The 14,773-nt window shown below is 58.4% G+C and carries 16 protein-coding genes; 4 read left to right on the top strand and 12 right to left on the bottom strand.

Annotated features, from left to right (window positions below; translation table 11 throughout):
• Positions 1-13 precede the first annotated feature (13 nt).
• The 4 genes from AC2FJF_RS01635 to AC2FJF_RS01650 all read right to left on the bottom strand — a co-directional run bounded on the left by AC2FJF_RS01635 (position 14) and on the right by AC2FJF_RS01650 (position 2,015).
• Positions 14-202, bottom strand: coding sequence for a ubiquinol-cytochrome c reductase iron-sulfur subunit N-terminal domain-containing protein (locus AC2FJF_RS01635; RefSeq protein WP_496722348.1), 189 nt, complete (start codon positions 200-202; stop codon positions 14-16).
• A gap of 61 nt (positions 203-263) precedes the next feature.
• Positions 264-875: a TorD/DmsD family molecular chaperone gene (locus tag AC2FJF_RS01640; RefSeq protein ID WP_496722350.1), complete on the bottom strand. Its 612-nt coding sequence runs from the start codon at positions 873-875 to the stop codon at positions 264-266.
• Positions 876-879: 4 nt separating this feature from the next.
• The gene (locus AC2FJF_RS01645) at positions 880-1,464 is read right to left on the bottom strand and encodes a DUF3306 domain-containing protein (protein ID WP_496722352.1); all 585 of its coding nucleotides are present in this window, start codon (positions 1,462-1,464) and stop codon (positions 880-882) included.
• Entirely contained in the window at positions 1,461-2,015 is a 555-nt protein-coding gene (locus AC2FJF_RS01650; protein WP_496722354.1) for a DUF3305 domain-containing protein, read from the bottom strand. Before AC2FJF_RS01650 ends, AC2FJF_RS01645 begins: the two co-directional genes overlap by 4 nt.
• Positions 2,016-2,278: 263 nt before the next feature.
• On the opposite strand from AC2FJF_RS01650, the gene AC2FJF_RS01655 reads away from it, so the two are divergent.
• Positions 2,279-4,231 carry a 4Fe-4S binding protein gene (locus tag AC2FJF_RS01655; protein ID WP_496722356.1) on the top strand — a complete coding sequence of 651 codons (1,953 nt, stop codon included), beginning with the start codon at positions 2,279-2,281 and terminating at the stop codon, positions 4,229-4,231.
• Here the strand turns inward: AC2FJF_RS01655 and AC2FJF_RS01660 are convergent.
• The gene (locus AC2FJF_RS01660) at positions 4,225-4,953 is read right to left on the bottom strand and encodes a c-type cytochrome (protein WP_058273830.1); all 729 of its coding nucleotides are present in this window, start codon (positions 4,951-4,953) and stop codon (positions 4,225-4,227) included. The two genes, AC2FJF_RS01655 and AC2FJF_RS01660, sit on opposite strands and share 7 nt — an antisense overlap.
• A gap of 132 nt (positions 4,954-5,085) precedes the next feature.
• Here AC2FJF_RS01660 and AC2FJF_RS01665 point away from each other — a divergent pair, with 132 nt between their 5' ends.
• The 3 genes from AC2FJF_RS01665 to AC2FJF_RS01675 are packed head-to-tail and all read left to right on the top strand — an operon-like array spanning position 5,086 to position 7,318.
• Positions 5,086-6,147, top strand: coding sequence for an Mrp/NBP35 family ATP-binding protein (locus AC2FJF_RS01665; protein WP_496722359.1), 1,062 nt, complete (start codon positions 5,086-5,088; stop codon positions 6,145-6,147).
• On the top strand, positions 6,144-6,839 hold the full coding sequence (locus tag AC2FJF_RS01670; RefSeq protein WP_496722361.1) for a biotin/lipoate--protein ligase family protein: 696 nt from the start codon (positions 6,144-6,146) through the stop codon (positions 6,837-6,839). Before AC2FJF_RS01665 ends, AC2FJF_RS01670 begins: the two co-directional genes overlap by 4 nt.
• The gene (locus AC2FJF_RS01675) at positions 6,839-7,318 is read left to right on the top strand and encodes a DUF6505 family protein (protein WP_496722363.1); all 480 of its coding nucleotides are present in this window, start codon (positions 6,839-6,841) and stop codon (positions 7,316-7,318) included. The genes AC2FJF_RS01670 and AC2FJF_RS01675 overlap by 1 nt, the downstream gene beginning before the upstream one ends.
• Before the next feature lie 3 nt (positions 7,319-7,321).
• Here the strand turns inward: AC2FJF_RS01675 and AC2FJF_RS01680 are convergent, their stop codons facing one another.
• From AC2FJF_RS01680 to AC2FJF_RS01710, 7 genes are all read right to left on the bottom strand, one after another.
• Positions 7,322-7,822 carry a flavin reductase family protein gene (locus AC2FJF_RS01680; RefSeq protein ID WP_496722365.1) on the bottom strand — a complete coding sequence of 167 codons (501 nt, stop codon included), beginning with the start codon at positions 7,820-7,822 and terminating at the stop codon, positions 7,322-7,324.
• 89 nt (positions 7,823-7,911) lie between these two features.
• The gene (locus AC2FJF_RS01685; RefSeq protein WP_496722368.1) at positions 7,912-9,324 is read right to left on the bottom strand and encodes a 3'-5' exonuclease; all 1,413 of its coding nucleotides are present in this window, start codon (positions 9,322-9,324) and stop codon (positions 7,912-7,914) included.
• Between the two features lies 1 nt (position 9,325).
• Positions 9,326-9,844, bottom strand: coding sequence for a hypothetical protein (locus tag AC2FJF_RS01690; protein WP_496722370.1), 519 nt, complete (start codon positions 9,842-9,844; stop codon positions 9,326-9,328).
• Positions 9,845-9,890: 46 nt separating this feature from the next.
• Positions 9,891-11,714 carry a DUF294 nucleotidyltransferase-like domain-containing protein gene (locus tag AC2FJF_RS01695; protein WP_496722373.1) on the bottom strand — a complete coding sequence of 608 codons (1,824 nt, stop codon included), beginning with the start codon at positions 11,712-11,714 and terminating at the stop codon, positions 9,891-9,893.
• A gap of 109 nt (positions 11,715-11,823) precedes the next feature.
• Complete coding sequence (locus tag AC2FJF_RS01700; protein WP_058273825.1) at positions 11,824-13,608, bottom strand: sodium:solute symporter family protein; 1,785 nt, start codon at positions 13,606-13,608, stop codon at positions 11,824-11,826.
• Between the two features lie 5 nt (positions 13,609-13,613).
• On the bottom strand, positions 13,614-13,898 hold the full coding sequence (locus AC2FJF_RS01705; protein WP_496722375.1) for a DUF4212 domain-containing protein: 285 nt from the start codon (positions 13,896-13,898) through the stop codon (positions 13,614-13,616).
• Positions 13,899-14,083: 185 nt separating this feature from the next.
• On the bottom strand, positions 14,084-14,767 hold the full coding sequence (locus tag AC2FJF_RS01710) for an adenylate kinase (protein WP_496722377.1): 684 nt from the start codon (positions 14,765-14,767) through the stop codon (positions 14,084-14,086).
• Positions 14,768-14,773: the final 6 nt, after the last annotated feature.

Raw genomic sequence — 14,773 nt, forward strand, 5'->3', positions numbered from 1 at the left:
CGCTGTCGTCGCGCTAGAAGCGTGCGCTTTTCAAGTATGCGCGCGTGTGCGCGGTGTCCTGAATGTGGTTCTCGTCCGTAGGCAGCTCGGCTGCCTCGGCTTTTCCGCTCAGGCTGGCGGCAGCAACGGCAGCGGGTGCTGCGGTTCCAGCCAATTTGAGGAAGTCGCGGCGCGTTGCGCCTTCTTCCTTGGTCTTGCTCATGGGTTTCTCCTCTCCCATTTGCGAGTTAGCACCCCTTGGGGCGCCGGCGAGTGACAGCGGTTCACGCTGCCGTCATTCGGAAGGCTTCGCGCTCGATCTCCATGAAGACCCGACCGGCTGTGCCGATCGAGGCATAGAGAACCGAGTTTTCGGCGCCTTCCAAATCCGAATAAAAATGCATGGCCCAAGGGCCGATATGTTTGTTCCAGAATGCCCTCTGGTCCTCCAAAGATGCAGCTGCGCCGAAGCGACCAACGATCATGCCCGCCATCATCTCCATCAATGAAGCGATGTTGTCTTCCGGTTCAAAAACATTCCGGGCTCGGGTAATGCCGCGCATCGCCATGTCGTTGCGCAGTTGCGCCAGAGGTTTCTCATTCAGGAATCCAGTGAGGTAGAAACTGGCGTAAGGTAGCAGCTCGCCGCGTCCCAACCCGATGAACAGCGCGTTGAATTCGCGTTCCGCAGCGGCGGGCTTGGTCACTTTGGCGACGCGGGCCATGGCCTGAATGGCCTGTCCAAGATCGGTTTCATCGCCAGTCAGACCGGAAACTTGATCCAGCAGCATCTGATCAGGCGGCGCAGACAGAAGCAGCCCCAGAAAGTTGTAGAAATCCGCGCGCATACGATCCTCTGTCGAGACATTCATCTGTTGCGCTTCACTTGCGGTCATCAGGTTATCCTTCGAATTCAAATTTCATGCGGCGTGGGGCAGGGGTGATTTCTGCATCCTCCGACGCGTCCGGTGTATTTTCAGCCTTAACTATCACAACGGGCTCTGGCGCGGGTTCTGAGGGCGCCACGGGTTCTTCCTGCGGTTCATCCAATTCAAATGCCTCGTCCGCTTCGCTGTCTTCGGCCTCAGCCGCCAGCGCCTCGACATGTGCAAGCATACCTTTTCCAACCTGATATGCGGTCTGAATGTTTTCGATCACGCAGGCGGCGTCGGTATAATCCTCGCCGTAGTCCACAAGGCCATCGACATTGGCCAGAACCGGGTTTAGTCGCCACAGCCGTCGCAAGGCACGACGGCGCAGACGGTCAGGCACCGCCTTGGCCATAAAGCCCGAGACGTCATCGCCCGCCTGCAATTCGTCAGGGTCGGGCAAGTTGAGTTCATTTAGAATCTCCGCATCGGATTTTTCTTCCAGTTCGGCGTGTTGGGCGGCAATGGCCTGTTCTTCAATCGCGATGACCTCGGCCTCGGCTTCCGCCTGTACTGCCGCTTTGCGGCGGGACCAGAAATCGCGGGCTTGGGTCACTGCACGATCCTCCGCGGGGCGCGGTACACGTCTGACTCTTGCCGGATGCGTGCGTCGCCCTTGCCGTCCTCGACCAAATCGATCCGTTTTTTGTCCCGACGGCGTTTCACAAAGACTTCGTCGTTATGACGTTCCAGAGCGAAGTCGCGCACCCAGGCGATCAACCCATCGGTCATCGGAATTTTCTCAACGATCTCTTCACCGGTATCGGCATAGTCCTGACCTTCGAAGGGTGACGCCGTTACCAGCACTGCATCCATCGGCCTTTCGCCATCCAGCGCATCACGAAGGACAAGGTAGATCGACGGCTGGCCGTCCGACAGGTTCACCATATAGGCCTCGGTTTCGTCCGCCCAAAGCGTCAGGGGCAGGGTCGCTGCGTGGTACTCAATGGCCTCGCCTTCACGTCGCATTTCGTGCCAGTCCGCAGGTCCGGCACCGGGCAACACGGCAATGGCGCGCCAATTCCATTTCGCCCAGCGGGTTACACCGGGTGTTTTGCGCACGACGACGCCGATTGGCATTTCAATCTGGCTTGCGGCCTTGGCCACTGGCTCCTCCCCGGAAGGCTCTCCCATGCCTTCCCTGAGGTCCACTATGGTACACAAAGCGCTCAGGTGCCAAGCCCGCTTCGTACGACCTTAGTCGTAATGGCTGGTAGCAAAATAGTGATCCTCGCAAGCGGACACCTTTGTTTATTGTAAAGAATGGGGTTTCCGTGGCCAAATGGCCCGCTGGCCCAAAGGGTTTACATTCCAGCAACGGGGATACAGCCTGAGATGCGAAGAGGTGGAGAAGTATCCGGGGGAGGATCATGGGCACCAAACTACTGTTATGCGATTGCGCCGGGTCTCAACCTCTGAATTCCGACAAGATCGGTTCGGCCTGCGAGATGGAATGTTCCAAGGTTTTCACAGCGCTTTGCACGCGAGAGTTGGAAGCGGCGGCCGCGGAGATACAACAGGGGGACACCATCATTGCCTGCGGACAAGAGCAGGAAGTGTTTCAGGCCCTGGCCGAAGAACTGAATGTGGACGCCCCGGGCTTTGTTGATCTTCGTGACAGGGCCGGGTGGTCTGATGAGGGCGCGGATGCGGCCCCCAAGATGGCTGCCCTGGCCGCCGAAGCCTTGTTGCCGCAGCCGGTGACGCCCAGCGTAGACGTCTATAGCGAAGGCACATGCCTGATCATCGGTCCCGGCGACGTTGCATTTGCACTTGCTGAAAAACTGGCCGTTACGCTTGCAGTTACGGTGCTTGTTACAGATGAGGCCGCGCCCTTTTCGCGCGCGTTCGACGTGGTGCGTGGGCGCATCAAATCGCTCGATGGGGCGTTGGGCGGATTTACTATGCGGCTCGACGCATTTCAGCAGCTTGAACCCGGCGGACGCGGAGCCTTTGCCTGGACAGAGGCACGTGACAGGGCACAATCGGGCTGTGACATCGTTCTGGACCTGACCGGCGACACACCCTTGGTTCAGGCGCCGGGCAAGCGCGAAGGCTATCTGCGGGCTGATCCCAAAGATCCATTGTCCGTCGAACGGCTGGCGTTTGAGGCGGCCCAATTGGTCGGCACCTTCGAAAAGCCACTTTATGTGCGGATGGAAGAAACGCTTTGTGCACATTCTCGGGCTGAACAGGTTGCTTGCACGAACTGTCTGGATATCTGTCCGACAGGGGCGATCACACCTGCGGGCGAGCATGTTGAAATCGATCCAATGATCTGCGCCGGATGCGGTGAATGCGCGGCGGTTTGTCCGTCAACTGCGATCACCTACGAAGATCCGCCGGTTTCGGCGTTGCTGTCGCGGATGCACATCCTGGCGCGCACCTATCGGCGGGCCGGTGGAACCGCGCCGCGCTTGTTGGTGCATAATGCCCACGGGGCCGAGATGATCCGACTGGCCGCCCGTTTTGGACGTGGGTTGCCTGCCGATGTGATTCCGCTGGAGCTGAGTGTGATTTCAGGCTTTGGCCATGCCGAGATGCTGGCTGCTTTGGTGCATGGTTTCGCGCGAGTGGACGTTTTGCTATCCCCAACTACCGAGCGCGATGCGTTGGACCGTGAACTGGCCTTGGCGCTGGCAATTGCGGGGCCGAATGCCTTGGGGTTGGTGGATGAGGCCGACCCGGATGCGCTGTCTGATGTCCTTTATGCGCAAGATGTCCCTCAGCCTTTGGCCGACCCGGTGCTGCCATTGGGCAACCGCCGCCAGATCGCCCGTTTGGCCGCGCAGGCGCTGAACCCCAAAGCTGAAAAGCCGCTGGCCTTGCCGGAAAACGCGCCCTATGGGGCGATCGCTGTCAACACGGATGCCTGTACTCTGTGCCTCAGCTGTGTGTCGCTGTGCCCGTCGGGTGCTTTGATCGATAACCCGGACAAGCCGCAATTGAACTTCCAGCAGGATGCTTGTCTGCAGTGCGGGTTGTGCAAAGGCATCTGCCCGGAAGACGCGATTGCTCTTGTCCCGCAGCTTGACCTGAGCGATGCAGCCCTGTCTCAGCAGGTGCTGAATGAAGAGGAGCCGTTTGCTTGTGTAGAATGTGGGGCACTGTTCGGAGTTAAGTCCACCGTGGAACGGATCATGGAAAAGCTTGCGGGTACACATCCGATGTTTGCCTCCTCGGACAAGGCGCGGATGATCCAGATGTGTGACAATTGCCGCGTGAACGCACAGTTCCAGCAAGAGGACAACCCGTTCCAGTCTAACCCGAAGCCTCGTGTCGTTACGACCGAGGATTATTTCTCAAAACGAAAGGATCACTGAAGCTGTAAGGGCGCACCCAAGTCCGCTGCAGTTATGACCGAGACAAAGGCAAGGATGGCTTCCAGATCATCCAGCGTCATCTCGACGGGATAGATGGGCGATGGACGCTGTGGATCAAACGGAGGTGTCAGCCCGTCGATTTGTGTGAACGAGGGGTGCGGGTTGAGGGCGAAGAACGCCTCGAACCGTTCCGACCAGTCCGGCATGGCGCGCAGCACCGCGAAAGAGGGCGTCGATCCCAGACCATTCATCCGGTTTTTTGGTCCGATCACATGGCACCGACCGCAATGGGTCATCGACAGTTCCTCGCCGCGCAGCGTATCGCCGTCGATCACTGTTTCGGTTTCCACGGCTGCGATGTCGAAGCTGGCCGAGAAGGGCGTGCCTTGCTCTGGCGCATAGCTTTCAACCGTCCGTTTTCCGATATCGGACAGCAGCCAGTCGCGGAACCGCTCATGTTTGGCGTCCTCTTCGATCCGAAGGTGATAGATCACGCCGTCGCGCGCAAACACAGGATCACCCGGAGGCGCGGTTTCAAGCACCAAAACGCCGGCATCATCTGCAATAACCCGGATCCCGGTCTTGAGAGAAAAGCGAGGAAGGATATGTTGCAGCAGACCTGAGTCAGCAACCTCGTCCGGCGCGGCAAGACCAATCGCCTCTTGCGACCAAGAGGGGGTGGCAGAGAGCGTCAGGCTCAGGCACAAGAGGACAAAGCGCATGCCTCAGCCTAACGGCACGGCACCAAATGCGTCAAATGAACTGAATGAGACGGAGACACGTGCAATGAACGGCAACCACAGCTTGTCGATACGCAGAGCCCTGACCACCGGGTTCCAAAAGGAGAATGACGCATGAGTGTTCGTGACGCAGTTCTTGCAAACCTGAGAAAGATCATCGATCCGGTTTCTGGACAGGACATCGTCAGCGCCGGTGTCGTCCGCGCGCTGAACGTTGAAGGGGATACAGTGCGCTTTGTGCTGGAGATCGACCCCAAGCAGGCTGAGCGTATGGAGCCCGTCCGCGCCGCTGCCGAACAGGCCGCGAAACTGGTCGATGGTGTTTCGACAGTTTCCGCGATGCTGACCGCACATTCTGAAAAAGCACCGCCGGATCTGAAGCCCAAGCCGAAACCTTCGCAGACCGGACCGCAGGCCGTGCCGGGTGTGGACAGAATTATTGCTGTGGCTTCGGGTAAGGGTGGCGTTGGCAAGTCCACCGTTTCCGCCAACCTCGCTTGTGCATTGGCAGCCGAAGGGCGACGCGTGGGTCTGCTGGATGCGGATGTTTATGGCCCGTCGCAGCCCCGGATGCTGGGTGTTTCTGGCCGCCCGGCCAGCCCTGACGGCAAAACGATCCTGCCATTGCGCAACCACGGCGTCACCATGATGTCGATGGGTCTGATGACCAATGAAGGTCAGGCCGTTGTCTGGCGTGGCCCGATGCTGATGGGCGCGCTGCAACAGATGATGGGTCAGGTGCAATGGGGCGCGCTGGATGTTCTAATCGTCGACCTGCCGCCCGGCACAGGTGACGTGCAGCTGACGCTTAGCCAGAAGTTCAACGTGGACGGCGCCATTGTTGTCTCGACTCCTCAGGACGTGGCTCTGATCGATGCCCGCAAGGGGATCGACATGTTCAACCAGCTCAAGACGCCAATCCTTGGGATGATCGAGAATATGTCGACGCATATCTGTTCGAACTGCGGCCATGAAGAGCATGTGTTCGGCCATGGCGGTGTGAAGTCCGAGGCCGAGGCGCTGGGCGTTCCTTTGCTGGGTGAAATCCCGCTGCATCTGGATATCCGCGTTGCCGCTGATGGCGGTGCACCGATCGTGGTCAGCAAGCCCGACAGTCCGCAAGCCGAAGCGTTCCGCCAAATTGCGCGCGGCATGATTGCCAAGGGCAACGCATGAACGAGCCGGTCTTTCCCCCTTTGCTGACGGGCCACCCGGTGCAGGGTGGGGAAGACCCGTTCGAGCGCGCGCAGGCAATGGCCGCGCTGGGCTGTGATGGCGGTACCGTGGTTTATAACATTCAGGCCGATCGTCTGCGTGTGGCCATCGTTTTTGCCCCCGAGGTTGTCTTGCGCGATGCGATGGCAATGGTGCCGCTTTGCGCTGTTGGGTTTCAGAACGCGCTGGGCGCGCTGGCCCCGCCTGAGGTCGCGGTTCATCTGGGCTGGGACGGGCTGATCTGTGTGAATGGGGCCAAATGCGGAATGTTCCGTGTGGCAGCTTCGGATGCAGATCCAGAAGCAGAACCGGATTGGCTGATCGTCGGTTGGGATTTGGCGCTGCTGCAAACCAGTCAGGCTCCGGGCGAAAACCCGGATGTCACCGCACTTTACGACGAAGGATGCGCGGATGTCTCGGCAACGCAGCTTGTCGAAAGCTGGTCGCGGCACATGATGACATGGCTGAACCGCTGGCAAGAGGACGGCAACGCGCCTGTGCACGGAGAATGGATAGGCCTGCTGCGCGGAGTGGGAGAGCCCTTCGGTGAAGCGGGCGTGTTTCTGGGAACGGATGAACGGTTCGGCATGCTGATCCGGCATGGTTCAGATACACAGCTTCGCCCGCTGACGGAATTGTTGGAGAACGGATGATGAAACTAGCGCGCGCAATCCATTTCGACGAAAGCGACATGAATGTGTTCCACTCCCCGGCGCGAACCGGGGAATGGTGCATTTCGGGCGGATTCGAGTTCTCAAATTGGGGCGAAGGCGATCTTGAAGGCAAAGCGCGTCAGGCTTTTGCGAATGGCTGGTTGGGTGTGGAAACCTTTGGGCGGGTGACATTCGTCGCGGTCACGCAAGTGGAACAGGCCGAACTGGATCAGATCGCGCAGAGCCTTGCTGAACACTTTGTGCAGCTTTACGGGGCACCGTCGGTCGAGGCCGCCATGGACGTCGCACAGGCCGAGATCGCCCACATGTCCGAGCTGTGTGATGAGCATAACCCAAACACGCTGCTGACCGTCTCGCGTGAGCTGTCAGACGCCGGAGTGCGTGAGGCTTTCCGTGTGATCACGCCGCAAGAAACTCAGCTAGAGGCTCTGGCCGTACATGGGTCATTGGACGAATAACCGTCAGATCAGATCCGCAAAGCCGCCAAATTGACCGCGCTTAAAGATCAATCCTTTGCCGGTGCGGTACATGACCTTTTGAACCTCACCAACAATGATCAGGTGATCCCCCGCATCATGCTGGGCGTGCACCTGACAATCGAACCGGGCCAGACAGCCGGATAATTGCGGTCGGCGCGCAGGGTCGTGGGCCCATTCCGCGTGCGAAAAATCCTTGCCGTCGCGGGCAAAGCGCAGGGCCTGTTCTTGCTGATCCTGCCCCATCACGTGGATCGAATAGTGTCGGCTGGCGTTGAAATCGTCGAACCGGTTGGAGTTTTTGGCCAAGCACCACAAGACGAGGGGCGGGTCCAGCGATACCGACGCGAATGAGTTGACCGTGATGGCCCGAGGGCCCTGATCGGTGTTCGTGGTGATCACCGTCACCCCGGTTCCGAAACACCCTAACGCTTCGCGAAAAGCGGTGCTTTGATCCGGGGTTGGAGTGAATTGTTTTTCCGTCATTGCGCGCTGATCCCGTGGCCGTGCCTCAGGTGCCACGACGCGCGGGGTTTGTCCATGAAAAGCTGCGTCCGGTATGCGTGTTTTCCGAACTAGTTCAGGTCTTCCAACAGACGACCATGTTGGCGCGTTGCCTCAATGACCAGGCCAAAGGTTGTCATGCCGCGCGCCTGAAGCATCGGTAACATTCTGACCAGCGCTTCGGCGGTAGCAACCGCATCACCCAGGGCGGTATGGCGAAGATGTTCGGGGATGGTGATCTCCAACCGTTCGCACAGAGCATCCAGCGTGTGTTTGTCACTTGCCCCGAACAGCACGGCAGACAACAGAACCGTATCCAGAATGGGGTGATCCCAATTGACATCCATGCGTTTTGCATGTCGCCGCAAAAAGGCCATGTCGAATGGCGCGTTATGGGCTACGATCACTGCGTCGCGGGCAAACTGATGCAGCGCGCGCCCGGCCTCGGCAATGTCCGGTTCGCCCTGAACCATGCGATCGCTGATCTTGTGCACCTTAGTCGAGGCTGGCGGGATCGGAATGCCGGGATCAACCAATGTGTCCAATTGCTCTCCGTCCACGATGCGGCCGTTGACAACCCGTACAGCTCCGATCTGAACGATTTCGTCCTTGTGTGGCAGCAGTCCGGTGGTTTCGGTGTCAAACACGACGAAACACAAATCCTGCAGAGCAAGGTTTTCGAAGGTCTCATCCGTCGACGTGTTCAACAAGTCGAAGTCATACACCAAAGGCCGTGCGGCTTCGGGTGCGATGTTCACGGCACTGTCCTCGAAGATCAGCATGTATCCGGGTGCGCCGCCAAGGGGCTTCATGCGCGCGCGGTAACTCTGCGTACCATCGACGCTGGTTAGCGTGCAGGCGACCTCAAGCCCGGTCTTCACCAGTTTGGCATGAGCCTCCTCCAGCGGATTAGATTGCAGGTATTCAAACAACGAGGCATTCAGCCGGGGATGCGCAACCTGTGCCAGAACCTCGGCCGCCTGACCATCGTACAAAACGATCTTGTGCGTTGGGCTCGCCAACAGCATTGCAACCGGGATTTCGGTCAATAAGGCCGTCAGACGTTGCTTTTCTGCCGCCAGATGTGCCGTCTCTTCGGCCACGGCCTGCGCGACGTCCATGGTTTTACCGGACAATTGGTCGGCCAGTCCGGCCGCGGCTGGTGCCAGATCACCCAGATATCGCGCGGCCTGTGTGTCCAATTCGGTGCTAACTCCGGCATGCGCGCGGGCCCTAAGTTGGGCGGATATCCGTTCGATTGGCTTGGCGACATTGTCGTCGAATAATAACCAAACCGCCGCAGTCAAAGCCAGAAAGCCAAAACCCATCAGGATTTCGGCAAAGATGAATGAATCAAGCAGATCAGGATCAGCAACGCGTCGATAGCTGATCCACAGTGCCAGAGAACTGACAGTCAGAGCGCCAAAGGCCATCAGGCAGAAGAACAGGAAAATGCGCAGACGCAGGCTTAACCGGTTCAGCATGTCACACTCCGCAGGTTGCCTCGACGATCGGGTCATTGGCGGTGACGTCAATCCAGTCGGCGTTCAGCAACCGGCCGTCATCCGCGAATTCTGCCCCATCTGCAAGATTAGCGCGGCTGTACTCTTTGCAGTTGACCACGACCGGCAGTTTTGAGACCGGCGCCCAGCGACCAAAAAGATACAGTTCCACCAAACGTTGTTCGGGAACCTGTTCATTGGTGCGCACGGAACCGGCATCAATGGCGGCAAAGCGGTCTACGAAGGGCACGGCATAGGTCCAGGGGCGATAGAAGGCGCGACTTTCAACTTCTTGAATGACGGTCATGCCTTCGGGAAGGGTATCGCGTGTGCGGTCGTACCAGGAATATTCACTGGTAATCGTCATGCCGATCATACCCAGACCAGCGGCAACGGGCGTCATCCAACGGGGCAGGCGGCCACCCGTCACTTTGTTCAGAACCATTACGATGCCCGCAAAAGCAAAGCCTGCAAATATTGTGCCGATCAGTTCCAGAAACATGTGACTCTCCGTATGTCTGGCGTAGTCGCCAATAGTTTTCGCTGCTTTAGCCCAGCATTCCCTTGCCGTGACCTACTGCCGATTGCATGGTTTTTACCACAACGAACGCATCCCGAAGATGACTTCGCTCAAAATCCGACAGGTCCGAGGGCGGAAGGAAATTGTCGGGTTTCCGATCGCTCTTCACAAGCCTGACCTGATGCTCAAGCCGGGTTTCTGCAATCAGATCATAGGCATCCAGCAAATCCCGCGCCCCGGAGGTACTGAGGATACCGCTTGATGCGGCAGCGTTCAGGCGTGCTCTGGTATTGGCTTCGGTCAGTTGCCCTTGAAGGCTGTAGATCCGCGCAAGGTCAACGACGGGGACCACGCCATTATGTTTGAGATCCAGCGTATTGCGATGTTCACCAGACCGGATGGTCGCAAACCCGCGTAACAGACCCAACGGAGGCGTGTGCTTTAGCGAATTTGAAATCATGTGCGCCACAAAGATCGAGTTTGCGTTGGCCGCTGCCAGTGTCTCGGCCTGCAGATCGTCGAACAGGTGAAAGGCCCCGCCGATAGGGCGCAGGTCGAACATGACTGAGGCCAGCATCTGCGCCTCGGGGTTCGGTTTGGCGATCCATCCGTTGAAGTAGTCGCGCCAAACGCGGACAGGCTGACACCATCGTGGGTTGGTCGCCATCATGTCGCCCGGGCAATAGAAATATCCGCAGGTGTCCAGGCCATCCGAGACGTACGTGGCAAGCTCGGCGAAGTACTTCATATCGGCATCGGTCACGCTGTTGTCCAGCATCAGACAGTTGTCCTGATCGGATACTCCGGTTTGTTCTTGCCGCCCTTGCGACCCACAGGCCAACCACAGATAGGGAACGGGTGCTGGGCCCAGCTTGTCCTCGGCCAAGGCCAACAACCGGCGGGTTGCCGTGTCTGCAATGTCCGTTATCAGCCGCGTCACGATCTCGTGCCGGTTTCCGGCAGCCACCAGTTGCACCAGAAGTTGCGGGATTTCAGCCGTTACCACCGCCATTTGATCCGCTGAGTCCGCTTGAGCGATCCGGCGGACAAGCTCTGCCGAATTCACGGCCTGATAATGGGTTAGGTCCGTTTGCGTTACGATGCCGACCAAACGTCCACCTTCGCTAATTGGGATATGACCGATCCCGCGTTCCATCATCACGTGCAGAACGTCCGATCCAATGTCAGATGGCGACAGGGTGATTGGGTTGGCTGTCATGATCGCTGAAACCGGTGTGTCTGCAGGCATGCCATTGGCTACGTATTTGCCCGAGATATCGCGCAAGGTGGCGATACCCAGCAGGCTATCCGTTTCGGTGACGCACAAGGATGAAATGTGCTTGTCACGCATGATCCGGGCGGCTTCTTGAACTGATGTGTCCGGTGGGCAGGTTGCAGGGTTATGCGCCATAAGAACGTCAATCGCGCTGGTGGCCAGGCTTTGCGGGCCGGACCGGTTCGAACGGGTCCGGTTGAAGAATTTCGAAACGACGTCGTGGCCATCTATAAGTTGACGCACCAGGTCGGGGGGCAAAACCAGCAACACGGATGGCGTATGCGCCCGCGCTTTAGTCGCGGCCTTGCCGTCCTTTAGCAGGCCGCGCTCTCCGAACGAGTTTCGCAGACCAAGATGGGACACGACAGCGTCGTTCTCATCGGTAATCTCAACTTGCCCCTCGTAGATCACAAAGACGCCGGGCAGGGTGTGCCCCAATTCGTATACGGGAAAGTCCTCGTCGACCTCCCATACCTCGATCTGCTTTGCGACCTGATCCAACGTTTCCGGGGGCAGGGCATCATAGGGATGTACGGACTTTAGAAACCGGGTGATCTGGTCATGGGACAGAGGCATCAATCACTCCTTGGTTTCTGGTTTAAAAATCCCGCCCGGTGGAGTGCCGGACGGGAAAAGTTGATCGAAAGACGCGGCACAGGAAAGTTAACCTTATGCCGCATCATGCTCACTTGTTCTGAGCTGCGCCAGCGCCACGGGGAATGCGGACGCTTTCGACCAATTCAACGATCTCCGGCGGAGTCTCTTTGGTCATTCCGGCGACGACGTAAGCGACGCCGAAGTTGATCATTGCACCGATGGCGCCGAACGAGGTCGACTTGATCGGACCCAGGAGCGGATCAGCATCAGTGAACGAGTTGGTGCCCGGAATGAACAGCCAGCCCTTGTGCAGGAAGATGTAGACCAGGGTTACGGTCAGACCAGCCAGCATACCTGCGACAGCACCGGTGTTGTTGATACGGGTCGAGAAGATCCCCATCATCAGCGCCGGGAAGATCGAGGCAGCCGCCAGACCAAACGCCAGGGCCACGGTTTGCGCCGCAAAGCCCGGTGGGTTCAGACCCAGATAGGTTGCGACAACGATGGCCACGGCCATGGCGATACGAGCAGCCAGCAGTTCTCCTTTTTCAGAGATTTGCGGGTTGATCGCACCTTTGACAAGGTCGTGGGATACCGCCGACGAGATCGCCAGCAACAGACCCGCAGCGGTCGACAGAGCAGCCGCAAGACCACCGGCAGCGACCAGACCGATCACCCAACCCGGCAGGTTGGCAATCTCGGGGTTGGCCAGAACCAGAATGTCGCGGTTGAACTTGGTCAGCTCGTTTCCGACCCAGCCTTTTTCTTCGGCAAGTGCCTGCATGTCGGCGTTCTTGTCGTTGTAGTACTGGATCTTGCCGTCGCCGTTCTTGTCTTCCCAGTCCAACAGACCGGTTTTCTGCCACGTCTGCATCCAGTCATAGCGCGGATCATTGTCGATATCCTCGACCGAGACAGCGCCACCTTCGATGCCACCATTGGGCCACATCATGTCGGTGATGTTCAGACGCGCCATTGCGCCAACCGCAGGGGCGGTCAGATACAGCAGAGCGATGAAGACCAGCGTCCAGCCAGCGGACCAGCGGGCATCCGACACTTTCGGTACGGTGAAGAAGCGCATGATCACGTGCGGCAGACCGGCGGTGCCGATCATCAGCGACAGTGTGAACAGAACCATGTTCAGTGTGTTCGAGTGGTGGGCAGTGTATTCGTTAAAGCCCAGCTCGGTCACGATCGCGTCAAGCTTGGTCAGCAAAGGCTCACCACTGGCAGTATCGCTGAACAGACCCAGCGCCGGAACCGGCGTGCCGGTCAGCTGCAGCGAGATGAAGATCGCCGGGATTGTGTAGGCAGTGATCAGTACGCAGTACTGTGCGACCTGAGTGTAGGTCACGCCTTTCATCCCACCGAACACTGCGTAAGCAAACACGACACAAGCACCGATCAGCAGACCAGAGGTGTTCGATACTTCGAGGAAGCGGCCAAAGGCCACGCCCACACCGGTCATCTGACCAATCACGTAAGTCACCGATGCAACGATCAGACAGATCACTGCAACGATACGCGCGGTCTGGCTGTAGAAACGGTCGCCGATGAATTCCGAGACAGTGTATTTGCCAAACTTACGCAGATAGGGCGCAAGCAGCAGTGCCAGCAGCACGTAACCGCCGGTCCAACCCATCAGGAAGGTCGAATTGTCATAGCCGGTAAAGGCGATCAGGCCCGCCATCGAAATGAACGAGGCCGCAGACATCCAGTCTGCCGCTGTTGCCATGCCGTTGGTGACCGGGTGAATGCCGCGACCGGCGGCGTAGAATTCCGATGTGGAACCCGCACGGGCCCAAATCGCGATGCCGATGTACAGCGCAAAAGACGCGCCGACAAAGAGCAGGTTAATGGTAAACTGGTCCATTCCGCTTACTCCTCATCCACGCCGTATTCGGCGTCCAGCTTGTTCATGCGCCAGGCGTAGTTGAAAATCAGCACCAGAAAGACCAGGATCGATCCCTGCTGAGCGAACCAAAAGCCCAGATCGGTGCCGCCAACGGCGATGCCAGACAGCAGCGGACGCAGCAGAATGCCGAATCCAAAAGACACCAGCGCCCAGATCACGAGGCTGATGTAGATGAGACGCAGGTTCGCCTGCCAATAGCCCTTGTCGGCTTCGGCAGTCTGCGCGGAGTGTGTTGATTGATCCGCCATTGCGGGTTCCTCCTTCGCTTCTTCCATAGGCGACCCGTTGTCCTAAACCTCCAACGCGCGGGGCCGCTTTTCGAAATGCCGAATGCCAGGGTGGCATCAGGCACGACTTCTCCGATCCGCCAAGGCGGGTACTTTGAAGTTTTCCTTTAGGAATTGGACCCTTATTCAGGGCGGGCCGTCTTCCCTTAGTTCATGGCGTCGCTGACTATCCTTTCCAGATTGCCAGCGATGTCTTCGATATTTCCCATGGCGTTCAGACCTTTCAGAACACCGTGGTCTTGGTAATAGGTAATCAGCGGCGCGGTTTGCGCATGATAGGCCGCCAGACGTGAGGCGACGGTTTCGGCATTATCATCAGCGCGGCGCTTGAATTCCGTGCTGCCGCATTTGTCGCATTTGCCTTTAATGGCAGGGATCTTGAACGTGTCATGGAACCCTTCGCCACATCCGGCGCAGGTGTAGCGGCCCGAGATACGGATCACCATTTCACCATCTTCGACTTCAAGGCTGATGGCGGCGTTGATCTTCTGCCCAGTTTCCGACAGCAACCCGTCCAGCGCCTCGGCCTGAACCGTGGTGCGTGGAAAGCCGTCCAGAATGACGCCCTTGGCGCAATCCGGTTCAGCTAGGCGATCACGAAGGATGGCAATGACGATGTCGTCGCTGACCAGATCACCAGCTTCCATCACGGCCTTTGCGGCTTTGCCTGCATCGGTTTCTGCCGCGACTGCGGCGCGCAGCAGGTCGCCGGTGCTGAGTTGAACCAGCCCGAATTTGTCCTCGAGCATACGGGCCTGTGTTCCCTTCCCGGCACCCGGAGGGCCGAGAAGGATCAGAACAGCGGGTGTGGTGATCGTGGCAGCGTCCATCACATC

It is taken from the genome of Ruegeria sp. CDSB013, assembly GCF_059611165.1.